The organism is Pseudoxanthomonas sp. SGT-18, assembly GCF_003931645.1.
GTDB lineage: Bacteria > Pseudomonadota > Gammaproteobacteria > Xanthomonadales > Xanthomonadaceae > Pseudoxanthomonas.
The window spans coordinates 246,423-270,773 of the sequence record NZ_RRYJ01000004.1; the positions used below are offsets into that span (position 1 = coordinate 246,423).

Below are 24,351 nucleotides of genomic sequence, written 5' to 3' on the forward strand. Positions count from 1 at the left end.
CAGGGCGACGGTCGGCATGGAAGGATGGGCGGGTCACTTGCCGGTTTCGGCCTTCAGTGCGTCCAGCACCGCCTGGGCGTGGCCGGGGACCTTGACCCCGCGCCATTCCCGCGCGATGCGGTGGTCGGGCGAGATCAGGAAGGTGCTGCGCACCACGCCCATGACCTTGCGCCCGTACATGTTCTTCTCGTGGATCACGTCGAAGGCGCGGCACAGCGCCTCGTCGCCGTCGCTGACCAGCGGGAACCGGAAGCCCTGCTTCGCGCAGAAGTTGTCGTGCGACTTCACCGAGTCGCGCGACACGCCCAGCACGTCCGCCCCCAGCTCCCGGAACTGCGGCAGCAGGGCGTTGAAGTCCAGGCCCTCGGTGGTGCAGCCGGGGGTGCTGTCCTTCGGGTAGAAGTACAGCACCAGCCAGCGGCCGGCGTAGTCGGCGAGGGTGGCGCTGCCGCCGCCGGACAGGGCCAGCGGCAGCTTGAGGGTGGCGCGGTCGAGCTTGGCGGGTTTCATCGTGCCGTTCGTGCCCCTCAGAACTTCATCGGATCCATGATCGCGTCGAGGTTCAGGTGGTCGCAGAACTCGAGGAAGTCGTCGCGCAGCGCGGCGATGTGCATGTTCGCCGGCACGCCGATGGTGACCTGCGCCGAGAACATCTCCGCGCCGGTCTGCATGGCGCGGTAGCGGGTGCTCTGCAGGTTCTCGATGGTGATGCCCTGGCGGTCGAAGAAGTCCGCCAGCTGGAACAGGATGCCCGGCTTGTCGGCGGCCACCACTTCCACGATGTAGGGCAGCAGGTTGGACTGCACCTGCTTGGCAGCGGTGCGGTACCAGTTGAGCTTGAGCCCTTCCTCCCGCTCCAGCCGGCCGAGCATCGCCTCCAGCTTCGCCACCGCGTCCCACGAGCCCACCGCCAGCGCGGTCATCGACACGTCGCGGCCGACGGTGGCCAGGCGGGCATCGACCAGGTTGCAGCCGCTGTCGGCGATCCGGCGGGTCACCGGCAGCAGCGGCGACTCCGGATGCGTCGTGTAGGCGTTGATCAGGAGGTGGTTTTCGTTCGGCGAAGGCCGCTGTGGGGTGTCGGTCAAGGAGGCTTCCGCGGGTGTTTTCACATGCTGGAAGGCGCGCCGACAGGGGGCGCGCCGCCGGGCCAGCATACTTGCCCGTGCTTTGAGGCCGCAAGTATGATCGGGCCTCCTTCAGGCGGCCCCGCGACATGCGCTTGCGCCGCAGAATCCAGAGCGAAACCGGCTTGCACCCCACCGGCCTGATCACCGCGCTTGCCACCCCCTTCGACGGCAACGGCGCCATCGATTTCGACGCCTGGCGCCGGCTGCTGCAGTGGCAGCTGGCCGCGGGCGCGCAGGGCCTGGTCGTGGCCGGCTCCACCGGCGAGGCGGCGATGCTCGACGACGCCGAGTACGACGCCCTGCTGCAGGTGGCCGTGGAAACCGTGGCCGGGCGCGTGCCGGTCATCGCCGGCACCGGCCAGTCCGGCACCGCCGCGACCATCGCCCGCACCCGCCGCGCCGCGGCGGCCGGGGTGGATGCGGCCCTGGTGGTGACGCCCCCCTACGTGCGCGCCACCCAGGCCGGGCTGCTCGCGCATTACCGTGCGGTGGCCGGGCAGGGCGGGCTGCCGCTGGTCCTGTACAACGTGCCCGCGCGCACTGCCTGCGACCTGCTGGCGGAAACGGTGGCCGAACTGGCCGGGCACGAGAACATCGTGGCGATCAAGGAAGCGGTGGCCGATCCGGCCCGCATCCAGGCCCTGGTCGCGCTGTCCGGCGCGCACTTCACCGTGCTCAGCGGCGACGACGGCAGCGCCGCGCGGGCCATGCTGTCCGGCGCGCATGGCCTGGTCTCGGTCGGTTCCAACATTGCCCCGGCCGCCTACCGTCGCCTGTGCGACCTGGCCCGGGCCGGCGACCCTGGCGCGGCCGCCGACTGGGATGCGCGGCTGGCGCCGCTGCATGCCTTCTGCGGGATCGAGCCCAACCCGATCCCGGTCAAGGCCCTGCTGCGCGCCGCCGGCTACGGGCAGGGCCTGCGCCTGCCGCTGCTGCCGCTGTCTGAACGGCACCACGACGAGGCCGCGCGCATGGCCGCACTGGCCGCCGAACTCGAAGCACACTGCCGCTGCACTACGCTGGCGGCCTGACCAAGACCCATCCGGAGAGCATTGCCGATGTCCCGTTCCTCACGTTTCGTGCGCATTTCCGCGGCTCTGCTGCTGGGCGTCACCGTGGTTGCCTCGCTGGGCGGCTGCAAGGTCTTCCGCAAGGGGCCGCGCGGCGACTACGCGCTCAACGCCGAGCAGCGCCCGCTGGAAGTGCCGCCGGACCTGGACCTGCCGGATACCTCCGGCGCCATGGCGGTGCCGTCGCCGGGCGGCAGCCCGGCGCAGCTGCCGGCCGCGCCGGCCGATTCGCAGAGCGGCTTCACCGTCGCCGGCGGCCAGCGCGACCAGGTGTTCGAACGCGTCGGTGCCGCCCTGGAGGCGATCGAGGGCCTGAGCATCAGCAACCGCGCCCAGCTGCTGGGCAGCTACGACGTCAGCTACCAGGGCGAAAGCTTCCTGGTGCGCGTGGCCGCGGTACGCGGCGGGGCGTACGTGTCGGCGGTCGATCCGCGCGGCGTGGCCGCCACCAGCCCGGCGGCGGTCCAGGTGATCGCCTCGCTGCAGGCCACGCTGGCCCGCTGATTGCCGTATCACGTGGCCCGCGCCGGTCGCGGCGCGGGCCACGGCGTTTCCGCGCCGCGCGGGAAGCCTCTGGCCCCCGGGCCTGCGTCGCGGCGACGCCAGGGCGTGCGCCGGCAAAGCGGGCGCATGGCGTTTCCGGCGCGGATGCCGCCCTCTGCACGGGGGGCGGACGTTTCTTCCTGCAGGAAGCCCTGGCGGCCGGCGTGGTGCATGGCCGGTGGCATCGCGATGTCGTGGGCCGCGCCGCCGGTGCGGCCGGCAAGCGCCTCAGCGCTCCAGCAGCTTGAGCTTGTCCGGCTTGCCGTCCCACTCGGCGGCATCCGGCAGCGGTTCCTTGCGCACGGTGATCACCGGCCAGGCCTTGGACAGTTCGGCATTGAGCGCGACGAAGCCTTCCTGGCCGGCCGGCACGTCATCCTCGGGGAAGATCGCGTTGGCGGGGCATTCCGGCTCGCACAGGGTGCAGTCGATGCACTCGTCCGGGTCGATCACCAGGAAGTTCGGGCCTTCGTGGAAACAGTCCACCGGGCACACCTCCACGCAGTCGGTGTACTTGCACTTGATGCAGTTCTCGGTGACGACGAAAGGCATGGGTGGACCAATGGAAGCTTCAGGAAACGCGCCATTCTAATCCAGCGGGGGTGGGCGCGTCGCGCCGGGGCTCAGCCGAAGCGCGCGCGGGCCAGGCGGTAAAGGCCCAGCGCGGCCAGGTCCTCGCGGTGGCGCTGCACGGTGCGGCCGTGCGCGGACAGGGCGCGGGCGTAGCGTTCCAGCAGCGCATCGCTGCCGACCAGGTGCGCCGGGCCGTCCGCGGCGCCGGCCAGGGCCGGCTGCAGTTCGTGGCCGACCAGTAGCCCGGAGAGGTAAGAGGGCAGGGCCTCGGCCTCGAAGCGCGCGAACAGGGCCGCGGTGCGCACGCCGAACAGGTCGTGCAGCAGGCCGCCGCCGGCGCGCGCCGCGGCCAGGCCGGCGTCGAACGCGGCCGGGTCCAGCGGCGGTTCGGTCGCCGGCATGCTGCGCGCGAGGATGCTGTGCCGGCGCAGCAGGCCGTAAAGCTCGCCGGTCAGCGCGGTGGAAATGCCGGTGATGGCGCCGTCCTCGACCCGCACCCACTTGCTGTGGGTGCCGGGCAGGCAGACGTCGTGGCGGCCGGGCCCCAGCTGCGCGAGCAGGCCGGCGACCTGGGTTTCCTCGCCGCGCATCACGTCGGCGGCGGCGCCGCGATGGTCGGCCATGCCTGGCACGCACCACAGCCGGCGGCCGCGCAAGGCGTCGCCGGCGTGAGTGCCCAGCTCGACCATGCCCGCGGCCAGGGTCGCGATGCCGGCGGGGCAGGGCACGTAGGGCACCTCGATCCAGCCGCCGCGCGCGCCGACCATGCCGCACAGCAGGACCAGCGGATCGTCCCAGTCGCCGATCACGCCGGCCAGGGTCTGCGCGTGCTGGCCGTGTCGCAGGCCAGTGCGCCGACCTCGCCGCGGCGCTGCCCCAGCACCCGGCCATGGTCGTCGAGGCGATACGCGCGCAGGTTGCTCCCGCCCCAGTCGACCGCGATCAAGCAGGCAGCTCCACCCGGCTTTCCGGCAGGCCGAGCGGGCGGCCGAGCTCCAGGGCGTACAGGCCGCCGGAGCCGGGCGCCTGCGCCAGCGCGGCGGGGTCCAGGCCCTCGGGCGAGGTAATCACGTACAGCGTGTCCAGCCCGGGGCCGCCAAACGCGCAGCACGAGGGCTGCGGCACCGGCAGCCGGATCTCGCGTTCGATCCCGCCGCCGGGGGCGAAGCGGACCACGCGGGCGCCGCCCCAGCGCGCGTTCCAGATCCGGCCCTCGGCGTCGATGCAGGAGCCGTCCGGCGAGCCGGCGGCGGCGCCGGCGACAACCACCGGCGAGGGCGCGCCCACCTGCGCGGTGTCGGGGTCGTACCCGGCCTGGAGGATGCTGCCGGCCTGCGTATCGCACCAGTACAGGGTGCGGCCGTCGTGCGCGAAGCAGATCGAGTTGGGGATGCCGATGCCGCCCAGCGGCAACCGGCGCAGGCCGTGGGCCGCCGAGTACTGGTACATGGCGCCGGTGGGCGCGTGCCCAGGGTTCTCGTTCATCGTGCCGAACACGAAGTTGCCGTGGCGGTCGGCGCGGCCGTCGTTGCTGCGGTGGCCGGGCAGGGCCGGCTCGATGTCGGCCAGGTGCCGCAGCTGCAGCGGTCCGGGGGCGTCGGCGTCCACTTCAGCGCGGTACAGCGCGCTGGCCAGCACCAGCAGCACGGAGTTGCCCTGGCCCAGGCCGATGCAGCCGGGGCGGTCGGGCAGGTCCCAGTGGCGGGTCAGCCCGTCGCCGGGACGGTGCAGCCACAGGCGCCGGCCATGGATGTCGACCCACAGCACGGCCTGGCGCTGGGCGCACCAGAGCACGCCTTCGCCATGCGAACACTTCGAATCGACGACCAGCCGAGGGCTCTGTTCCATGGGCTCCCTACCATTCGGCAATGCTGGAATCGGCGTGCCGCCATACCGGGTTGCGCCAGTCCGGCGGGTTGGCGTGCGCGTGGCGCAGCCGTTCCTCGTCGACCTCGACGCCCAGGCCCGGTCCGGGCAGCGCGCGGATGTGGCCATTGTCGCAGCGGAAATCGTCCTTGTTGAGCACGTAGTCGAGCAGGTCGGCGCCCTGGTTGTAGTGGATGCCGATGCTCTGCTCCTGCAGCACCGCGTTGTGGGCGACGAAATCCAGCTGCAGGCAGGCGGCCAGCGCCACCGGGCCCAGCGGGCAATGCGGTGCCAGGGCGACGTCGTAGGCCTCGGCCATGGCGGCGATCTTCAGGCACTCGGTGATGCCGCCGGCGTGCGACAGGTCCGGCTGCAGGATCGCCAGCCCACCTGTTTCCAGCACGCGCTTGAACTCGAAGCGCGAATACATGCGCTCGCCGGCCGCCAGCGGGATCGGGGTCGACGCGGCCAGGCGCGGGTAGTACTCGGCCTGCTCCGGCAGCACCGGTTCCTCGACGAACAGCGGCCGGAACGGCTCCAGCTCGCGCAGCAGGGCCTTGGCCATCGGCGCGCCGACCCGGCCGTGGAAATCCACGCCGAAATCCACGCTGTCGCCGAAGGCCTCGCGCACCGCGGCGACCCTGGCGACGGCCTGGTCCACCGCGCGCGGGCTGTCGAGCAGCTTCATCTCCTCGGTGCCATTGAACTTGAAGGTGTCGAAGCCCAGCCCGCGGTAGCCGCGGATCTGCTCGACCAGGTCGGCGGGGCGGTCGCCGCCGACCCAGCGGTAGGTCTTCATGCGCTCGCGCACCAGCCCGCCGAGCAGCTGGTACACCGGCACGCCCAGGGCCTTGCCCTTGATGTCCCACAGCGCCTGGTCGATGCCGGCGATGGCGCTCATCAGCACCGGGCCGCCGCGGTAGAAGCCACCGCGGTAGAGCGTCTGCCACAGGTCGTTGATGCGCGAGGGGTCCTTGCCGACCACGTATTCGCCCAGCTCGTGCACCGCCGCCTCGACGGTGCGCGCGCGGCCCTCGACCACGGGTTCGCCCCAGCCGGTGATGCCCGCGTCGGTCTCGACCTTCAGGAACAGCCAGCGCGGCGCGGCGTGGTAGGTGGTCAGGCGGGTGATCTTCATGCGGCGTGGTCCATGTAGGCCTGGCGGAAGGCGCGGGCGTTGCGGCGCGTGGCTTCCGGCGCCTGGCCGGGGCGGTAGAGCTCGCCGCCGATGCCGGCGCCGGTGCATCCGGCAGCCAGCCAGGCGGGCAGGGAATCGGGGGTGATGCCGCCGACCGCGAACAGCGGCACCCCGGCCGGCAACACCGCGCGCAGCGCGCGCAGGTGGCCGGGCCCGTAGGTCGCGGCCGGGAACAGCTTGAGCATGCTGGCGCCGGCCTCCAGCGCGGCGAACGCCTCGCTGGCGGTGGCGAAGCCCGCCAGCACCTGCAGCCCGCCCGCGGCGGCGTGGCGGATCAGGTCGGGGTTGGTGTTGGGGGTGACGATGAAGCGCGCGCCCAGCCCGTGCAGGATGTCCACTTCCTGCCGGCGCAGCACGGTGCCGCCGCCGATCCAGGCGCGCTTGCCGTGCGCGCGCACGGCTTCGCCGATGCTGGTGGCCCAGTCCGGGGAATTGAGCGGTACTTCGATCGCGTCGTAGCCCTCTTCCAGCAGCGCCGCGAAGTGGGCGGGCGCCTGCCCCGGGGGAAGCCCGCGGAGGATGGCCACCAGCGGCAGCCGGAACGGCGATGGGGCAGGGGTCATGGGCAGGCTCCGCGGTGGCGTGGCGCGATCCTACGCACGATCGCCTGCGCCGGCGCTATGGGGTGCAAAGTGTCCTCCATTGGGCGGCGGCGCATTGCGGGGGAGGGGCCGGAACATGCGCGCCGCATGCGTAAGGCTCGCTTTTCTGGGATATGTTTGGAAATGAAATTTCCGATCCGAACTATTCCCGGGACATATAGGATCGTCCAATGAACCGCACGCCCTCGGCCTCGCATTGGGCCAATCCCGCCCGGTTGAAGACCCGCCACCTGATGTTGCTGCTGCACCTGGAGGAGCAGGGGTCGGTGCTGCGCGCGGCGGAGGCGGCACGCATGACCCAGCCTGCCGCGTCCAAGCTGCTGGCCGAGATCGAGGGCCTGCTGGGCGTGCCGCTGTTCGAGCGCCACGCCCGCGGCGTGCAGCCGACCTGGTATGGCCAGGTGCTGATCCGGCGCGCGCGCAGCGCGTTGCTGGAGATCGGCCGCGCCCAGGAGGAGATTGCCGCGCTGCGCGACGGACGCATGGGCAGCGCTTCGATCGGCACCGTGGTCAACCCCGGGACCAACCTGGTGCCGGCGGCGGTGGCCGCGATCAAGCGCGAGCACCCGGACATCCTGGTGCGGATCGAGATGGACTACAGCCGGCCGCTGCTGGCGCGCCTGCTGGACGGCCAGCTGGACCTGGTGGTCGGGCGGATCATGGAGCCGGCCGGGGGCGCCGACCTGGAATTCGAACCGTTGGCCGACGAGCCGCATTCGGTGATCGTGCGGGCCGAGCATCCGCTGGCGGGGCGCACCCGGCTCACGCATGCGGACCTTGCGCCCTATGGCTGGATCCTGCCGCCGCCGGACTCGGTGCTGCGCACGCGGCTGGAGACCATGTTCCTGGAGCACGGCCTGGCGACCCCGGGCAACGTGGTGGAGACCTCGTCCCTGCCGGTGACGGTGAACCTGCTGAGGGCCAGCGACCTGCTCACCGCCCTGCCGGTGGAGGCGGTGGCCCCGTACCTGACCGCGCGCCAGCTGGCGGTGCTGCCGCTGGACCTGGGGGTGGGGATGGAGTCGTTCGGGATCATCCGCCGCCGCGGCCACCTGCTGTCGCCGGCCGCGCAACGCGTGCTCGAGGCCCTGCGCACGGCGGCGGCCGCGGTCTACCCCGGGGCCCGCAACAGGCTTGGATTGCCCGCAAGGGGAGCCTGAAGTCACAACTGCAACGGCGTTCCATACGATGCTTGACCGGCGTCACGTGGTACCGTTAACGTCGGCTTCACGTACTCCCGCCGGACCGCGGGGGACGTTATTGCAAGTCCCTGAAAACCGAAAGAAATCCTTAGTCTCTGGGAGGGGAACTGGATGTCGAACCACATGAAGCGCGCTGCGGGCCGCGGCGCCAAGTCGCGCCTGTATCCGCAGCCCTGCGCCCTGGCCCTGGGCGTGGCCATCGTCCTGGCGGGCGCCGGCGCCAACGCGCAGGACAGCAACGCCAACGCGGGCTCCAATCCGGCAGTCGAGCTGGAGACGGTGCAGGTCACCGGCCTGCGCGGCAGCCTGATGCGGGCGCAGGACCTGAAGCAGGATGCCGAGCAGATCATCGACTCGGTCACCGCGCAGGACATCGGCGCCCTGCCGGACCGCAGCGTGACCGAGACCCTGAAGCGCGTCTCCGGCGTCACCGTCACCGGCTTCGCGGCGCGTGACGATACCGACCACTTCTCGGCCGAGGGCAGCGGCGTGATGATCCGCGGCCTGACTTTCGTGCGCGGCGAGCTCAACGGCCGCGACGTGTTCAGCGCCAACGGTGGCCGCGGCCTGAGCTTCGAGGAGATCCCGGCGGAGCTGATGGCCGGCGTCGACGTCTACAAGAACCCCTCGGCCGAGATCATCGAGGGCGGCCTGGGCGGCACGGTCAACCTGCGCACCCGCAAGCCGTTCGACGAGCCGGGCCGCAAGATCGCCGGCAGCGTGGACTACAACTACGGCGACAAGGCCAAGGACGCGCGTCCGTCGGCCTCGTTCCTGTTCTCCGACCGCTGGCAGACCGGCATCGGCGAGGTGGGCTTCCTGGCCAACCTCTCGTACTCCGAGCTGGCCACCCAGTCCGACGGCATCCAGATCCAGCCGTATTCCCGCCGCGGCCGCACCCCGGCCGAGCAGCCGGAAGGCCTGGGCTGGGTATACGACTGGGAGCAGGAGGCCTGGGTGCCGTCCGACAGCCAGCGCGACCTGCTGCTGGAAGGCACTGACCTCGACCACGTGTTCGTGCCGGGCGGCGTGAACTGGCGCCGCACCGACTTCGACCGCAAGCGCCAGGGCGGCGCGCTCGTGTTCCAGTGGCGTCCCAGCGACGACACCGAGATCACCACCCAGGTCATCACGTCCAAGTACGACATGGCCTGGCGCGAGCACTACATGGAGTACGCCGGCGCCGGCGAGGCCAACGACACCTCCAACTGGACCGGCGATCCGGACTACTACGACAACGCCTACGACACCGGCAATGGATTGGCGGACCGTACCAACAAGCTGATCCCCATGCCGGGCACGCAATTCACCTACGATTCGCGTGGCCGCTTCCTCAAGGGTGCGATCCGCCTCGGCGGTTGGCGCGGCCAGCCTGGCGACACGTCCAATGGCGTGTACCAGGGCCCCGGCATCCAGTTCGTGGCCGGTAACCGCTACAACGTGCAGTCCTCGCAGACGACCGATTGGTCGACCAGCCTGCGCCACTACATGACCGACAAGCTGGTCATGCGTGCCGACTTCCAGTACGTGAAGGCCGAGAGCGATCAGGTGGACTTCGCGGTCCATACCTCCACCCTGCTGGAAGGCATCACCCTGGACCTGACGGGCAAGTATCCGTCCATTACCCTGGACGACCCGAGCTTCCCGCTGCAGCAGGAGAATTACTTCTGGCGCTCGGCCATGGACCACCTGGCCGACAACGAGGGTCGCGAGCGCGCCGGTCGCCTGGACTTCGAGTACAGCTTCGACAGCGACTGGTGGCGCATGGCCCGCTTCGGCGTGCGCGTGGCTGATCGCAACTACATCAGCCAGTCCACGATCTACAACTGGCAAGTGATCAGTGATGACTGGAACAAGATCGCCAACCCCGATCCGAACCGTCCGCCGGTTGCGTGGCTGGACCAGTACTACGGCGACCAGGCCCAGCTGTACACGCTGAAGGACTTCTTCCGCGGCAAGGTGAATCTCCCGACCCAGTTCTGGGCGGCCAATGACGCGTTCGTGGACATCAACAAGGTGCGTGACACCCTGGCCACGATCCCTGGCAAGCCCAGGGAGAACGACACGGATTACCCGGGCGCGCAGTGGCGTCCGATCACGTTCTCCCCGAGCGCGATCAACAGCCAGGAGGAGCGCACCCAGGCGGCTTACGGCATGCTGTACTTCGAAAACTACGACCGCTTTGGGGTCCCGGTAGACGGCAACCTCGGCGTGCGCGTAGTGAAGACCAGCGTCTACAGCGTGGGCGGCGGCACGATGCCCAACATGAGCACCGGGTACGAAGGGCGGGTTGACCCGGCTGTACGCGAGGCGTTCTATGGCCAGGCCTTCGAAAGCGCGCCTGTCAGTAGCACCTATACCGACGTACTGCCCAGCTTCAATCTGCGCGTGCGCTTCGACCACGGCCTGCAGTGGCGCTTTGCGGCGTCGAAGGCCATTGCCCGACCGGAATTCCGGCTGATGCAGCATTGGGTCAATCTCGGTGCTAATCCTGCTGGGTGTGCCAGGCAGATCGAGGACGGATTGCGTGACCCAGCCGACCTGTGCAGTTTCGATGACCTGAGCTACACCGGCGGTGGCGGCAATCCCAACCTCAAGCCGATGCGTGCCAACCAGTTCGACACCGCACTGGAGTGGTACTTCGGTCCTGCCAACAGCGCCTACATCACGCTGTTCACCAAGGACGTGAAGGATTACTTCGCCACCATGGTGAGCCCGGAGGTCTTCGACGGACGCACCTATCAGATGAGCCGGACCTACAACCTGGACGAGGGTAAGATCCGCGGCTTCGAAGTCGGCTACTCGCAGTTCTTCGACTTCCTGCCGGGCTTCGGCATCCAGGCCAACTACACCTTTGTGGACAGCAAGGGCGGCACCAACGTCAATACGAGCATCCCGGAAGGTGGCCAGCAGATCGAAGTGCCGCTCGACCTGCCGCTGGAAGGCCTGTCGCGCCGCAGCTACAACGTGATGGGCATCTTCGAGCGTGGCCCGATCTCGATGCGCCTGGCGTACAACTGGCGTTCGCGTTACCTGCTGACCTCCAGCGACGTGATGCCGGCGATGCGCCAGCCGGTGTGGAACGACGACTACGGCCAGCTGGACGGTTCGATCTTCTTCAACCTGAACTCGAACATCCAGCTGGGCCTGCAGGCCAACAACCTCACCAACAGCACCACCAAGCTGCTGATGGGTCCGCGTGGCTACCGTCGTGACGGCTTCATCGACGAGACGCTGTACAACCGCGCCTGGTTCGAGAACGACCGCCGCTACTCGCTGGTGCTGCGCGCCAGCTGGTAACCGGAGCGACCGCCGCGCACGCGGCGGAAGCAGCCAGCCCAAGGCCCGCGGGGAAACCCGCGGGCCTTTTTCTTGTCCATTCCGGCGGGGAATACCTGCACGGGGATAATTTCATTGGTGGGGCATGCCTGCCCGAACCTATGCTCGGGCGACGCGGGTCCCCGACGCGCACGCAGCTCCCGGACCCGCAGGCCGATATCCCCACGCCGGCCTTGCGCAGACAACCCGAACGGACGGCGCCACCGTCCATGCTTGACCACACGTGTCCTGGGAGGGAACGCAATGTCCAAGCATTCTTCGCGCAACCGGCGGTCGCGGTCGCCCGCCCGCGCCGCGTCCGCCCGCAGCCTGCTGGCCCTTGGCGTGGCACTGTCGCTGTCCGGCCCCGTGTCCGCGCAGCAGGCGCGGGAGGAGGCGGTGGAACTGGACGCGGTCCGGGTCACCGGCATCCGCGGCTCGGTCTACCGGGCCCAGGACATCAAGCGCGACGCCGACACCTTCGTCGATTCGGTCACCGCGCTGGACATCGGCGCGCTGCCGGACCGCAGCGTCACCGAGACCCTGTCGCGCATTCCCGGCGTGACCATCGACCACTTCCTCTCGGTGGGCGACCCGGAGCATTTCTCCGCCGAGGGCGGCGGGGTGGCGGTGCGCGGCCTGACCCAGGTGCGCTCGGAGCTCAACGGCCGCGACAGCTTCTCCGCCTCCGGCGGGCGCAACCTCAGCTTCCAGGACGTGCCCTCCGAGCTGATGGGCGGGGTGGACGTTTACAAGAACCAGACCGCGGCGATGATCGAGGGTGGCCTGGGAGGCACGGTCGACCTGCGCACCCGCCTGCCGTTCGACCAGGACGGCCGCAAGGTCAGCGCGTCGCTGAGCGTGAACTACGGCGACTTCGTCGAGGAGTACAAGCCCTCCGGCTCGCTGCTGTACAGCAACCGCTGGCAGACCTCGGCGGGCGAGTTCGGCCTGCTGGTGGACGTGGCGCGCTCGGAGCTGGCGACCCGCACCGACGGCCTGTTCGTGCGCCCGTTCTTCGCCAATGCCAACACCGACCTGGACGGCGACGGCGGCAACGAGCTGCTGTGGCTGCCGCGCGGGGCGGACTGGCGCACCCTGGAATACGAGCGCCAGCGCGACGGCGCCTACGTGGCCCTGCAATGGCGCCCGGACGCCGGCATCGAGGTCACCGGCACCGCGTTCCAGAGCAAGTACGACGAGCTCTGGTACGAGGACGCGATCTTCGTCTCCAACGATCCGCTGCAGGTCGCGCTCGATGCCAGCCAGCCGTACGCCCTGGACGGCAACGTCTTCCGCTCCGGCCGCCTGACCCAGGCCGGCGGCGTGCCGATGGGCACCGACATCCGCGCCTCGCACCGCGAGTCCAAGACCACCGACCTGTCGCTGGGCCTCAAGTGGCAGCTCGGCGACCTGACCCGTTTCTCGACCGACTTCCAGTACATCAAGGCCGATACGCGCGCGCTGGATTCCACCGTGTCCCTCGGGGTCGATGTTCCCTGGATCGACGTGGGCCTCGGCGGCGTTCCCCGGATCGGGATCGACGGGTCCTTCACCGCGGATCCCGCGAACTACTACTGGGGCTTCACCATGGAGAACCTGGTGGACAACGTGGCCGAGGAGGTGGCGTGGCGCGCCGACCTCGACCACGCCTTCGCCGGCGCGGGCTTCCTCAAGGGCTTCCGCACCGGCGTGCGCACCACCCAGCGCAAGGCCACCAACATCGACACCGGCTACAACTGGCAGCCGGTGTTCCAGACCTGGATGAGCTGGTGGGCGCTGCCGTCCGACCAGATGCCGGGCCTGGACCTCAACGACAAGATCAATTCCAGCCTGGTCAACCTCAACACCTTCCGGAACTTCTACCGCGGCGGCGCCAACACCCCGGGTGCATTCCATGCCCCGGTGTTGGGCACGGCCCTGGGCTACCCGGCGAGCTACAAGGACATCCACGACGCGGCGACCCCGTACTACAGCTGCTGCTACGGTGGCTTCGAGGAGCGCGAGGCCGGCGGCGAGTACACCAATCGCCAGCGGGAAGACACCTACGCGGCGTATTTCATGCTGGAGTTCGGCCTGGACGGCGCGCTGCTGGACGGCAACGTCGGCGTGCGCGTGGTGCGCACCGAGAACACCGCCGATGGTTTCCTGGTCTATCCCGACGTGCCGTATGCGCCGTACCTGGGCGCGGGCGAGGTCGAGCCGATCGCCGCGCGCAACGCCTATACCGACGTGCTGCCTAGCCTCAACCTGCGCTGGGAGCCGGTGGACAACCTGATCTTGCGCTTCGCCGCGTCCAGGGCGATCGCCCGCCCGGACTTCGGCGACATGCAGGCTTACCAGGTGCTGACCGTGGGCACCCGCGATGGCGTGACCGAGCCGGAGCAGGGCACCCTGCCGATCGGCGACCTCGAGCTGTCCGGCAGTTCCTACGACAACCCGTACCTGGACCCGATGCGGGCCAACCAGTTCGACCTGTCGGCCGAGTGGTACTTCGATCCGGACCGCGGCGGCATGGCCTGGATCAACCTGTTCCACAAGGACGTCAAGGACTACTTCCGGCGCCAGACCCGGCTGGAGTCCTATCCCGGGCGCGACGGCAACCAGTACGAGTACCTGGTCACCCGTCCGGTCAACGTGGGCACCGCACGCATCCAGGGCGCCGAACTGGGCTGGAACCAGTTCTTCGACTTCCTGCCCGGTCCGCTCGGTGGCCTGGGCATGTCCGCCAACTACACGTACATCAAGAGCTCGACGAAGGTGCCGGTGGATTCGGATACCCAGCCGGTGGATACCGATGGCACCGGCTTCGCCGACCTGCCGGCCGACGGCCTGTCGAAGAACTCCTACAACGTCGCCGTGTTCTACGAGCGCGGCCCGTGGCAGGTGCGCTTCGCCTACAACTGGCGCAGCGAGTACCTGCTGTCGATCGGGCCCAACGGCTACAACGGCGAGGACGGCGGCATCCCGTGGAAGCTGCCGGTTTTCAGCGACGACTTCGGCCAGCTCGACGGCTCGGTCTTCTACCGCATCAACGACCACGTGCAGCTGGGCCTGGAGATGAACAACCTCAACAACGCCGAGCAGCGGACCATCATGAAACAGAACGGCGCCGGGGACCGGGTGACGTCCTGGTACGTCAACGACCGCCGCTACGCGGCCACCCTGCGGGTCAACTTCTGATGCCCGCGTCGTGCCCGTGCCTGCACCGGGCCACGTCGCGCGGCGTGGATCTTGCGCAGTGCAGCACATGATCCTGGCGGCAAAGAGGCGCGGGTGAGGGGAAGGAACGGTATCGTTCGGCCCACGAGGACCCGGCGGGGAGCGGACCTGCGACCCGCCCGGGACCACGTGCGCCCGCCTTGCGGCGGAGCGCGAACCCATGGCTGCGCCTGCCGGGCGAGCGGCAGGCGCGAGGCGAACTGACGGAGAAACTGCAGCAATGACACCACGGATCGTGCCTGCCATCCTGGCCTGGATCGCCCTGTCGCCGGCCGCGTTCGCGGCGCAGGGCGGCGCCCTGGAACTGCCCCTGATCTTCTCCGACGGCGTGGTGCTGCAGCGCGACCGCCCGCTGCCGGTCTGGGGCCAGGCGCGCCCGGGCTGCGAGGTGCGGGTCGAGCTTGATGGCCAGCGCGCCAGTGCCACCGCCGGCGCCGACGGGCGCTGGGAGGCGACCCTGCCGGCGCATGCCGCCGGCGGCCCGTACGTGCTGGCGGTCGAGGCCTGTGGCGAGCGCCGCAGGATCGCCGACGTGCTGCTGGGCGAGGTGTGGCTGGCCTCGGGGCAGTCGAACATGGAGTGGCCGGTGGCGCAGGCCCTGCATGGCGGGGAAGACATCGCCGGCGCCGGCGATCCGCAGCTGCGCCACTTCAAGGTGCCGCGGTCCTGGGCGGAAACGCCGCGTGGCCAGCTGGAGGGCGGGCAGTGGCAGGCGGCCGCTCCGGAGACGGTGGGCGCGTTCTCCGCGGTCGGCTATGCCTTTGCCCGCGAACTGCGCCGCACCGTGCAGGTGCCGGTCGGCATCATCGACAGTACCTGGGGTGGCAGTTCGATCGAGGCCTGGATGAGCGCCGGCATGCTGGGCCTGGATACCGCCGGGCTGGAAGCGAAGCTGCGCGAACGCCGCGCCGCCGAGGCCCGTGCGGAAGAAGCGGTGCGCCAGCGCGTGGCCACGTGGGAGCCGGTCGACCCGGCTTCGGAGGCCTTCGCCGCCGACGCGCTCGACACCCGCGACTGGCAGCCGATCCAGGTGCCTGCGGCGTGGGAAACGCAGGGCTACGACGGCATGAACGGCGTGGCCTGGTACCGCACCACGTTCGAGCTCAGCGAGGCCGAGGCGGCCGCCGGCATCGTCCTGGGCGTGGGCCAGATCGACGACACCGACACCACCTGGGTCAACGGCCACCTGGTCGGCAGCACGGCCAATGCCTACAACAAGCCGCGTGTCTACCAGGTCCCGGCGGGAGTGTTGCGTGCCGGCCGCAACACGCTGGCGGTGCGGGTGCAGGACGACGGTGGTGGCGGCGGCATCATGGGTGCGCCGGCGGAGATCTTCGTGCAGCCGCAGGGTGGCGCGCCGCGCGCGCTGGGCGGGCCGTGGCTGTTCCGCACCGCGCAGGTGAGCGTGTCGATGCTCGACGACAAGAACCAGGTCGATACCGTGCTGTACAACGCCATGCTGCATCCGCTGCAGCCCTACGCGCTGGCCGGGGTGATCTGGTACCAGGGCGAGACCAATGCCAGCCCGGAGGGTGCCTACCGCTACCGCGACCAGTTCCGCGGCCTGATCGAGGGCTGGCGCGCAGGCTTCCGCACGCCGCAGCTGCCGTTCCTGTGGGTGCAGCTGGCGCCGTTCCACTCCGGCGGCGACCGGCTCGACGCGCGGGGGCGGGTGCTTGAAAGCCCCTGGGCCACGCTGCGCGAATCGCAGTCGGCGACCCTGGCGCTGCCGGCCACCGGGCAGGCGGTAATCACCGATGTCGGCGACACCCACGACATCCACCCGCGCGACAAGCGCACCGTCGGCCAGCGCCTGGCACGGATCGCCCTGCACAAGGTGTACGGCGACCGGGACATCGCCTGGACCGGGCCGGTGTACCGCAGCGCCGAGGTGCGCGGGCGCGAGCTGGTGCTGCATTTCGACCATGCCGACGGCGCCCTGGCCGCGCGCGGCGGCGCGCTAGGGGGATTCGAACTGGCCGGCGCCGACGGCCGCTTCCATCCGGCGCAGGCGCGGATCGAGGGCGATACCGTGGTGCTCCGCGCCAGCGCGGTGTCCCGCCCGGTGAGCGCGCGCTACGGCTGGAGCGACGATCCGCAGGAGGCCAGCCTGGTCGGTCGCGACGGCCTGCCGGCTTCGCCGTTCCGTACCGCGGAGTGGTGAGGACGATGCGGCGCCGCGGACCGGACAGGCGGGACCCGGTGCGCGCCCGCGCGGCTGGCCTGGTGCTGCCGCTGCTGGGCGTGGCGCTGGCCATGCTGCTGGCCGCCTGTGGCAACCGTGGGGCAGGGGATGCCGCGGACGGTGCGGGCGCCGACGGCGAGCGGCCGGTCGCGCGCGGACAGGCTGCCGAAGCGCCGATCCCGCGGATCGTGACCCGCGACGGCCGCCACGCCCTGCTGGTGGACGGCAAGCCGTTCCTGGTCCTCGGCGCGCAGGTGAACAACTCCAGCAACTGGCCACAGGCGCTGGAGGACGTGTGGCCTGCGATCGAACTGGTGAAGCCGAACACGGTGATGGTGCCGGTGGCCTGGGAGCAGGTCGAGCCGGAGGAGGGGCGCTTCGACTTCTCCTGGGTCGACACCCTGCTGGCGCAGGCGCGCGAACACGACGTGCGCCTGGTCCTGCTGTGGTTCGCCACCTGGAAGAACAACGCGCCGCACTACGCCCCGGCGTGGGTGAAGCTGGACAACGGGCGTTTCCCGCGCGTGGTCACCGCCGACGGACGCACGCTCGACTCGCTGTCGCCGCACGGCCGGGAAACCCTGGAGGCCGACCGCAAGGCCTTCGTGCAGCTGATGCGCCACCTGAAGGCCAACGATCCGCAGCGCACGGTGATCATGGTCCAGCCGCAGAACGAGCCGGGCACCTACGGCGGCGTGCGCGACTTCTCGCCGCTGGCGCAGCAGGCGTTCGAGGCGCCAGTGCCGTCGGCGCTGCTGGAGAGGCTGGGCAGGCCGCCGGGCACGTGGCGCGAGGTGTTCGGCGCCGATGCCGACGAGTTCTTCCATGCGTGGCACATCGCCCGCTTCATCGACCAGGTGGCCGAGGCGGGCAAGGCTGAGTACCCGCTACCGATGTACATCAACGCCGCGCTGCGCGGGCCGTTCAACCCCGGCCAGCCGGGCCAGTACGCCAGCGGCGGCCCCACCGACAACGTGCTGGACGTTTACAAGGCCGCCGCGCCGCACATCGACCTGCTGGCGCCGGACATCTACATGCCCGAGTACCTGCACTACACCACGGTGCTGGACCGCTACGCGCGCCCGGACAACCCGCTGTTCGTGGCCGAGACCGGCAACCGCCCCGAGTACGCGCGCTACTTCTTCGCCGCGCTGGGCCGCCAGGCCATCGGCTGGTCGCCGTTCGGCATCGACTTCTCGAAGTATTCCAACTACCCGCTGGGCGCGAAGGTGGTGGATGCGGAGACCCTGGAGCCGTTCGCGCTCAACTACCGGCTGGTGCGGCCGGCGGCGGAGGTGATCGCCCAGGCGAGCTTCGAGGGCAGGGTGCACGGCACCGCCGAGCAACCCGGGCAGCCGGTGCAGACCCTGAGGATCGACGAGCGCTGGAACGCGGTGGTGACCTACGGCGTCCCGCAGTTCTGGTTCCAGGGCCAGCCGCCGGGCAATCCCGAGCCGGTGGGCGCGGCCCTGGTCGTGCAGCTGGGCCCGGACGAATTCCTGGTCACCGGCGTGCATGCGCGGGTGGAGCTGGTCGCGGCCGACCCGGCCGTGGCCGCGCGCCAGGTCTACGAATACGTGGACGAGGGCACCTACGTGGACGGCGAATGGAAGTTCCGCCGCCGCTGGAACGGCGACCAGACCGACTACGGGCTCAATTTCTCCAGCGCCACCCAGCTGCTGCGGGTGAAGCTGGCCAGCTACTGATTCGACCGCGGCAAGTTCCGCCGCACGGAGGGAAGAGGGATGAGGCAGAACCGCAGGACGACGATGCACTCCGGATGCGCGCTGGCCGCCCTGTCGCTGGCGGCCGCGCTGCTGCCGGTGCAGGCGCTGGCGCAGAGCGTCGAGCGCCGGGACGACGGGGTGGTCGTGCGCCCGGCCGCGGCGGAGGCGGCGCCCGTGCGGCTGCAGCTGGTGTCGGACCGCATCGTGCGCGTCAGCGCCGACCCGGGCGGCGACTTCCAGCGCAGCCCCAGCCTGATGCGCGCCGCCCCGCCGTCGCCGCCACCGGCGTTCGAGCTGGAGCAGGACGCCGGCCGGGTGCGGCTCAAGGCGCCGGGCATTACCGCCGAGGTGGCCCTGGCCGACGGCAGCATCAGCTTCCTCGACGCCGCAGGCCGGCCGCTGCTGGCCGAGCGTCCTGGCGGGCGCGAGTTCCGGCCCGTGCAGTTCGACGGCCGCGACTACTACAGCCTGCGCCAGCGCTTCGTCTCCGCCGCCGACGAGGCGCTGTACGGCACTGGCCTGCACCAGCAGGGCTGGATGAACCTCAAGGGCCGCGACGTCGAGCTGCTCCAGCACAACATCGACAAGGCCATCCCTTACCTGGTCTCCACCCGCAACTACGGCATCCTCTGGGACAACAACTCCATCACCCGCTACGGCGATCCGAAGGGCCTGCGCCCGCTGCAGGAGTCGCTGCGGGTGTACGACGCCAAGGGCCGGCCGGGCGGCTTCACCGCGACCTACTCGATCGACGGCAAGGTCCGGGTGCAGCGCCGAGAGGCGGAAATCAACTACCAGTACATCAAGGACCTGGCCGCGTTCCCGGAGCAGGCGAAGAACAAGGCCGAGGGCGGCCGCACCCTGGTGACCTGGGAGGGCGCGATCGAGGCGTCCAGCGGTGGGCGCCACACCTTCTCCATGTACAACAGCGAGTACGTGAAGGTGTACGTGGACGGCAAGCTGGTGGTCGACCGCTGGCGCCAGAACTGGAACCCGTGGCACCACGAGTTCGCCCTGGAGCTGGAGCCGGGGCGCCGCTATCCGGTGCGGGTCGAGTGGGACACCATCGACCCGGCCTACATCGCCCTGCTGCACCGCGACCCGCGGCCGGCCGGGGAGGCCTCCGACCTGTCGATCTGGTCCGAGGCCGGGCAGATGATCGACTACTACGTGGTCGCGGGCAGCAACGCCGACGAGCTGATCGCAGGCTACCGCTGGCTGACCGGCAAGGCGGTGATCCTGCCGAAGTGGGCCTACGGCTTCTGGCAGAGCCGCGAGCGCTACAAGACCCAGGCCGAGCTGACCGGCGTGCTGGACGAGTACCGCCGCCGCGGGCTGCCGATCGACGCCATCGTGCTCGACTGGTCGTACTGGCCGGAGGACGCCTGGGGTTCGCACGACTTCGACCCGGCCAACTTCCCCGACCCGGAAGGCATGGTCCGCCACGTCCACGACCAGCACGCGCAGATCATGATCTCGGTGTGGCCGAAGTTCTACCCGACCACCGAGCACTACAAGGAGCTGGACGCGGCCGGCTTCATGTACCGCCGCAACGTCGAGGTCGGCGAACTGGACTGGATCGGCAAGGGCTACCTCAACTCGTTCTACGACCCCTTCTCCAGGCAGGCGCAGGGCATCTTCTGGCGCCAGGTCAATGCCAAGCTCAACAGCAAGGGCTTCGACGCCTGGTGGCTGGACGCCACCGAGCCGGACCTGCACAGCAACATCGACGTCGGCGAGCGCAAGGCGCGCACCATGCCCAATGCCCTGGGCTCGTCGACCGAGTACTTCAACGCCTATCCGCTGCCGCACTCGGAGGGCGTGTACCGCGGTTCGCGCCAGGTCGATCCCGACAGGCGCGTGTTCATCCTCTCGCGCGCGTTCTTCGCCGGCCAGCAGCGCGCCGCCGCCGCCTTCTGGAGCGGCGACATCGTCCCGCGCTGGGACGACCTGCGCGAGCAGATCTCCGGCCTGGTCAACGCATCCATGGCCGGCGCGCCCAACGTGTCGATGGACATCGGCGGGTTCTCGCCCGAGCGCCGCTACGAGCGCAAGGACCCGGCGCACCTGGACGAGTGGCGCGAGCAGAACCTGCGCTGGTTCCAGTTCGGCGCCTTCGTGCCGGTGTTCCGCCTGCACGGCCAGTTCCCGTACCGCGAGATCTGGGAGCTCGCGCCGGAAGGCACGCCGCACTACGACAGCTTCGTGCACTACCTGAAGCTGCGCTACACCCTGCTGCCGTACATCTACACGCTGGCGGCGGATACCTGGCACCGCGACGGCACCATCCTCCGGGCACTGGCCATGGACTTCCCGCACAACCCGGAGGTGCGCGACATCGCCGACCAGTACCTGTTCGGCCCGGCCTTCCTGGTCGCCCCGGTCACCCGCTACAAGGCACGCGAGCGCCAGGTGTACCTGCCCGCGGGAACCAGCTGGATCGACTTCCACACCGGCCAGCGCCATGCCGGCGGGCAGCAGGTCGCCGCCGCGGCGCCGCTGGAGCGCAGCCCGCTGTTCGTGCGCGCCGGCTCGATCGTGCCGCGCACCGTGGTCCAGCAGTACGTGGACGAGAAGCCCGGCGCGCCGCTGCTCATCGAGGTCTACACCGGCGCCGACGGCAGCTTCTCGCTGTACGAGGACGACGGCCGCGACTATGGCTACGAGCGCGGCGAGTTCGCGCGCATCCCGCTGCGCTGGGACGAGGCGAAGGGCGAGCTGCTGATTGGCGCGCGCCAGGGCGGCTACCCGGGCATGGTCGCCGCGCGCGAGATCCGGGTGCGCTGGATCGACGGCCCGCGCACCGATGCCGGCGCGCTGGAACCGGAGGCGGACGCCAGCGTGCACTACACCGGCAAGCCGATCACGCTGCGTCGTCCGCGCAGCTGAAGCGCTGCCGCGCGCCGGCCGGCCCGGCACGCGGCAGCATCGCCGGACCAGCAGGGGAGCAGCGAACCGATGAGCCTGACCCGCCGCGAACTGATCAAGGCCACCGCGGCCGCGCTGGCGGCCGGTGCCGCGCCGGCGGCACTGGCGGCGCCGGGCGGCGGCACGGCCCCGGCATCGCGCGGCGCGGGGGCGGCGGATGCGGGCAGCTTGCCGGCGCCGGAGCGTCCGCTGCGCCTGTGGTACCCGCGGCCGGCCACGCGCTGGGTCGAGGCCCTGCCGCTGGGCAATGGCCGCCTCGGGGCAATGGTGTGGGGCGGGGGGCGCTCGGAGCGGCTGCAGCTCAACGAGGACACGCTCTACGCCGGCCAGCCCTATGACCCGGTGCCGGAGAGCGCGCTGCAGGCATTGCCGGAAGTGCGGCGCCTGCTGTTTGCCGGCCGCTACGCCGAGGCCGAGGCCCTGGCCGACGCGACCATGATGGGCCGGCCGCGCAAGCAGATGCCGTACCAGCCGCTGGGCGACCTGCGCCTGGATTTCCCCGAGATCTCCGACCTGGACGACTACCGGCGCGAGCTGGACCTGGACCGCGCCCTGGCCACCACCACCTTCGGTTCCGGCTGGAAGCTGCAGCACACCCGCCAGGCCTTCGTTTCCGCGGCGGACCAGTGCCTGGCCGTGCGCCTGGCCACCAGCCAGCCGGGTCGGGTGCGGGTGCGCATCGGCCTGGACAGCGACCACGCCGAGGCCGAAGCGGTGCATGACGGCGGCGACGGCCTGCTGCTGCGCGGGCGCAATGGCGACGCCTTCGGCATCGAGGGTGGCCTGCGCTTCGCTGCGCGGCTGAAGGTGCTGGCCAGCGGCGGCAGGTTGCGCCGGCGTGGCGAGCGCATCGAGGTCGACGGGGCCGACGAGGTGGTGCTGTTGCTGGCGGCCGCCACCAGCTTCCGCCGCTACGACGACATTGGTGGCGACCCGGAGGCGATCACCCGCGCGCAGCTCGATGCGGCGGCGCGCAAGCCGTGGGATGCATTGCTGGCCGCGCACGAGGCCGGGCACCAGCGCCTGTTCCGGCGCGTGGCCATCGACCTGGGGCGCAGCGCAGGGGAGGTCGCCGCGCTGCCAACCGACGAGCGCGTCGCCCGGTTCGCCGAGGGCAGGGATCCGGAGCTGGTGGCGCTGTACCACCAGTTCGGGCGGTACCTGCTGATCTGTAGTTCGCGCCCGGGCACGCAGCCGGCGAACCTGCAGGGCATCTGGAACGACCTGCTCGCTCCGCCGTGGGAGAGCAAGTACACGATCAACATCAACACCCAGATGAACTACTGGCCGGCGGAGGCCAATGCGCTGCCGGAGTGCGTGGAGCCGCTGGAGCGCATGGTCGCCGAGCTGGCACGGACCGGCGCCGACGTGGCCCGGCGCATGTATGGGGCACCAGGCTGGGTGGTGCACCACAACACCGACCTGTGGCGCCAGGCCGCACCCATCGACGGCGCGCAGTGGGGCCTGTGGCCGATGGGGGGCGCCTGGCTGCTGCAGCACCTTTGGGACCGCTGGGACTATGGCCGCGAGCCCGGCTACCTGGAGAAGGTGTGGCCGCTGTTCCGCGGCGCGGCCGAGTTCTTCGCCGCAACCCTGGTGGAGGACCCGGCCAGCGGCGCCATGGTCACCGCGCCGTCGATCTCGCCGGAGAATCCGCATCCGCACGGCGCCTCGCTGTGCGCCGGGCCATCGATGGACGCGCAGATCCTGCGCGACCTGTTCGACCGCTGCATCGCCATCGCCGGCCTGCTGGGCGTGGACGCCGACCTTTCCGCGCGCCTGGCGACGCTGCGCGAACGCCTGCCACCGCACCGCATCGGCAAGGCGGGGCAGCTGCAGGAGTGGCAGCAGGACTGGGACATGGAGGCACCGGAGCCGGACCACCGCCACGTCTCCCACCTTTACGCCCTGCATCCCTCCAGCCAGATCAACGTGCGCGATACCCCGGCGCTGGCCGCCGCGGCGCGGCGCTCGCTGGAGCTGCGCGGCGACGAGGCCACCGGCTGGGGCATCGGCTGGCGCCTGAATCTGTGGGCGCGGCTGCGCGACGCCGAGCGCGCCTACAAGGTGCTGGGCATGCTACTCAGTCCCGCGCGCACCTATCCCAACCTGTTCGACGCGCACCCGCCATTCCAGATCGACGGCAACTTCGGCGGCACCGCCGGCATCACCGAGATGCTGCTGCAGAGCTGGGGCGGGACGGTTTTCCTGCTGCCGGCGCTGCCACGGGCCTGGCCACGCGGTAGAGTGTCCGGCCTGCGCGTCCGCGGCGCGGCCGAGGTCGCGCTGGAATGGGACGCGGGCCGGTTGCGCAAGGCCAGGCTCCAGGCCCATCGTGGCGGCCGCTTCCGGCTCGAATACCGGGAGCAGCCGTTGGAGCTGGAGTTGCAGCCGGGCGAGGCGGTGGAGGTGGGGCCCAGGGGCGCACGGCTGGTGCGCCTGGGCTGAACCTCGCGACAAACCACACGCCGGGCTTTGCCCGGCACCCAGCACTTACTGGAGGGACCGCGGATGGCGGGCATTGGCAACACGGCACCTGGCGCGGCGCAAGCCGAAGCCGGCAACGAGAACACCTTCTTCATCATCCTGATCAGCCTGGTGGCCACCATTGGTGGCTTCCTGTTCGGCTACGACAGCGGCGTGATCAACGGCACGGTCGACGGCCTGGTGGCGGCGTTCAAGTCCGACGCGGCGGTGACCGGCTTCAACGTGGCCTCGATGCTGCTGGGCTGCGCGGTGGGCGCCTGGTTCGCCGGGACCCTGGCCGACCGCTACGGCCGGCGCACG

The 24,351-nt window shown here is 70.6% G+C and carries 16 protein-coding genes and 1 pseudogene; 10 read left to right on the plus strand and 7 right to left on the minus strand.

Features of this window, described 5'->3' with window-relative positions; translation table 11 throughout:
- Nucleotides 1-33: 33 nt before the first annotated feature.
- Both EIM47_RS08005 and EIM47_RS08010 read right to left on the minus strand, forming a co-directional pair.
- Nucleotides 34-510, minus strand: coding sequence for a peroxiredoxin (locus EIM47_RS08005; protein WP_028915421.1), 477 nt, complete (start codon nt 508-510; stop codon nt 34-36).
- Between the two features lie 17 nt (nt 511-527).
- Complete coding sequence (locus EIM47_RS08010; RefSeq protein WP_026010545.1) at nt 528-1,157, minus strand: glycine cleavage system protein R; 630 nt, start codon at nt 1,155-1,157, stop codon at nt 528-530.
- Between the two features lie 95 nt (nt 1,158-1,252).
- Between EIM47_RS08010 and dapA the strand changes: the two genes are divergently transcribed.
- Together dapA and EIM47_RS08020 are read left to right on the plus strand one after the other, a co-directional pair.
- A complete protein-coding gene (gene dapA / locus EIM47_RS08015) occupies nt 1,253-2,161 on the plus strand; it encodes a 4-hydroxy-tetrahydrodipicolinate synthase (RefSeq protein ID WP_037034999.1) in 909 nt (302 codons plus the stop codon).
- Between the two features lie 27 nt (nt 2,162-2,188).
- The gene (locus EIM47_RS08020; RefSeq protein ID WP_019398761.1) at nt 2,189-2,704 is read left to right on the plus strand and encodes a hypothetical protein; all 516 of its coding nucleotides are present in this window, start codon (nt 2,189-2,191) and stop codon (nt 2,702-2,704) included.
- 267 nt (nt 2,705-2,971) lie between these two features.
- On the opposite strand, the gene fdxA is transcribed toward EIM47_RS08020, so the two are convergent.
- The 5 genes and pseudogenes from fdxA to EIM47_RS08045 form a co-directional block, all read right to left on the minus strand.
- Nucleotides 2,972-3,295 (minus strand): ferredoxin FdxA, encoded by a 324-nt coding sequence (gene fdxA / locus EIM47_RS08025; RefSeq protein WP_019398762.1) that lies wholly within the window; start codon nt 3,293-3,295, stop codon nt 2,972-2,974.
- A 71-nt stretch (nt 3,296-3,366) separates the two neighbouring features.
- Nucleotides 3,367-4,262, minus strand: a pseudogene (locus tag EIM47_RS08030) (2-dehydro-3-deoxygalactonokinase).
- Nucleotides 4,259-5,164: an SMP-30/gluconolactonase/LRE family protein gene (locus EIM47_RS08035; protein ID WP_125076611.1), complete on the minus strand. Its 906-nt coding sequence runs from the start codon at nt 5,162-5,164 to the stop codon at nt 4,259-4,261. Before EIM47_RS08035 ends, EIM47_RS08030 begins: the two are co-directional and overlap by 4 nt.
- A gap of 7 nt (nt 5,165-5,171) precedes the next feature.
- Nucleotides 5,172-6,320 carry a galactonate dehydratase gene (dgoD, locus tag EIM47_RS08040; protein ID WP_125076612.1) on the minus strand — a complete coding sequence of 383 codons (1,149 nt, stop codon included), beginning with the start codon at nt 6,318-6,320 and terminating at the stop codon, nt 5,172-5,174.
- Nucleotides 6,317-6,943 (minus strand): 2-dehydro-3-deoxy-6-phosphogalactonate aldolase, encoded by a 627-nt coding sequence (locus EIM47_RS08045; RefSeq protein WP_019398766.1) that lies wholly within the window; start codon nt 6,941-6,943, stop codon nt 6,317-6,319. Before EIM47_RS08045 ends, dgoD begins: the two co-directional genes overlap by 4 nt.
- 209 nt (nt 6,944-7,152) lie before the next feature.
- Here EIM47_RS08045 and EIM47_RS08050 point away from each other — a divergent pair, with 209 nt between their 5' ends.
- The 8 genes from EIM47_RS08050 to EIM47_RS08085 form a co-directional block, all read left to right on the plus strand.
- A complete protein-coding gene (locus EIM47_RS08050; RefSeq protein WP_125076613.1) occupies nt 7,153-8,142 on the plus strand; it encodes a LysR substrate-binding domain-containing protein in 990 nt (329 codons plus the stop codon).
- A 153-nt stretch (nt 8,143-8,295) separates the two neighbouring features.
- Entirely contained in the window at nt 8,296-11,484 is a 3,189-nt protein-coding gene (locus EIM47_RS08055) for a TonB-dependent receptor (protein ID WP_125076614.1), read from the plus strand.
- A gap of 282 nt (nt 11,485-11,766) precedes the next feature.
- On the plus strand, nt 11,767-14,685 hold the full coding sequence (locus tag EIM47_RS08060; protein WP_125076615.1) for a TonB-dependent receptor: 2,919 nt from the start codon (nt 11,767-11,769) through the stop codon (nt 14,683-14,685).
- A gap of 259 nt (nt 14,686-14,944) precedes the next feature.
- Nucleotides 14,945-16,888: a sialate O-acetylesterase gene (locus EIM47_RS08065; protein WP_125076616.1), complete on the plus strand. Its 1,944-nt coding sequence runs from the start codon at nt 14,945-14,947 to the stop codon at nt 16,886-16,888.
- 5 nt (nt 16,889-16,893) lie between these two features.
- The gene (locus EIM47_RS08070; RefSeq protein WP_125076617.1) at nt 16,894-18,615 is read left to right on the plus strand and encodes a DUF5597 domain-containing protein; all 1,722 of its coding nucleotides are present in this window, start codon (nt 16,894-16,896) and stop codon (nt 18,613-18,615) included.
- Nucleotides 18,616-18,678: 63 nt separating this feature from the next.
- Nucleotides 18,679-21,525 (plus strand): TIM-barrel domain-containing protein, encoded by a 2,847-nt coding sequence (locus tag EIM47_RS08075; protein WP_125076618.1) that lies wholly within the window; start codon nt 18,679-18,681, stop codon nt 21,523-21,525.
- Nucleotides 21,526-21,594: 69 nt separating this feature from the next.
- Nucleotides 21,595-24,012 carry a glycoside hydrolase family 95 protein gene (locus EIM47_RS08080; RefSeq protein WP_125076619.1) on the plus strand — a complete coding sequence of 806 codons (2,418 nt, stop codon included), beginning with the start codon at nt 21,595-21,597 and terminating at the stop codon, nt 24,010-24,012.
- A gap of 63 nt (nt 24,013-24,075) precedes the next feature.
- Nucleotides 24,076-24,351, plus strand: a 276-nt coding sequence (locus EIM47_RS08085) for an MFS transporter (RefSeq protein ID WP_164514567.1), incomplete at its 3' end; no start/stop codon positions are given.

What these genes read in the sequence shown, in the direction of transcription:
- EIM47_RS08050 (WP_125076613.1), top strand. Translation starts at nt 7,153, where the DNA reads ATGAACCGCACGCCCTCGGCCTCGCATTGGGCCAATCCCGCCCGGTTG.
- dgoD (WP_125076612.1), bottom strand. Translation starts at nt 6,320, where the DNA reads ATGAAGATCACCCGCCTGACCACCTACCACGCCGCGCCGCGCTGGCTG.
- EIM47_RS08060 (WP_125076615.1), top strand. Translation starts at nt 11,767, where the DNA reads ATGTCCAAGCATTCTTCGCGCAACCGGCGGTCGCGGTCGCCCGCCCGC.
- EIM47_RS08020 (WP_019398761.1), top strand. Translation starts at nt 2,189, where the DNA reads ATGTCCCGTTCCTCACGTTTCGTGCGCATTTCCGCGGCTCTGCTGCTG.
- EIM47_RS08075 (WP_125076618.1), top strand. Translation starts at nt 18,679, where the DNA reads ATGCACTCCGGATGCGCGCTGGCCGCCCTGTCGCTGGCGGCCGCGCTG.
- EIM47_RS08080 (WP_125076619.1), top strand. Translation starts at nt 21,595, where the DNA reads ATGAGCCTGACCCGCCGCGAACTGATCAAGGCCACCGCGGCCGCGCTG.
- EIM47_RS08035 (WP_125076611.1), bottom strand. Translation starts at nt 5,164, where the DNA reads ATGGAACAGAGCCCTCGGCTGGTCGTCGATTCGAAGTGTTCGCATGGC.
- EIM47_RS08005 (WP_028915421.1), bottom strand. Translation starts at nt 510, where the DNA reads ATGAAACCCGCCAAGCTCGACCGCGCCACCCTCAAGCTGCCGCTGGCC.
- fdxA (WP_019398762.1), bottom strand. Translation starts at nt 3,295, where the DNA reads ATGCCTTTCGTCGTCACCGAGAACTGCATCAAGTGCAAGTACACCGAC.
- EIM47_RS08045 (WP_019398766.1), bottom strand. Translation starts at nt 6,943, where the DNA reads ATGACCCCTGCCCCATCGCCGTTCCGGCTGCCGCTGGTGGCCATCCTC.
- EIM47_RS08010 (WP_026010545.1), bottom strand. Translation starts at nt 1,157, where the DNA reads ATGCTGGCCCGGCGGCGCGCCCCCTGTCGGCGCGCCTTCCAGCATGTG.
- EIM47_RS08055 (WP_125076614.1), top strand. Translation starts at nt 8,296, where the DNA reads ATGTCGAACCACATGAAGCGCGCTGCGGGCCGCGGCGCCAAGTCGCGC.
- EIM47_RS08070 (WP_125076617.1), top strand. Translation starts at nt 16,894, where the DNA reads ATGCGGCGCCGCGGACCGGACAGGCGGGACCCGGTGCGCGCCCGCGCG.
- EIM47_RS08065 (WP_125076616.1), top strand. Translation starts at nt 14,945, where the DNA reads ATGACACCACGGATCGTGCCTGCCATCCTGGCCTGGATCGCCCTGTCG.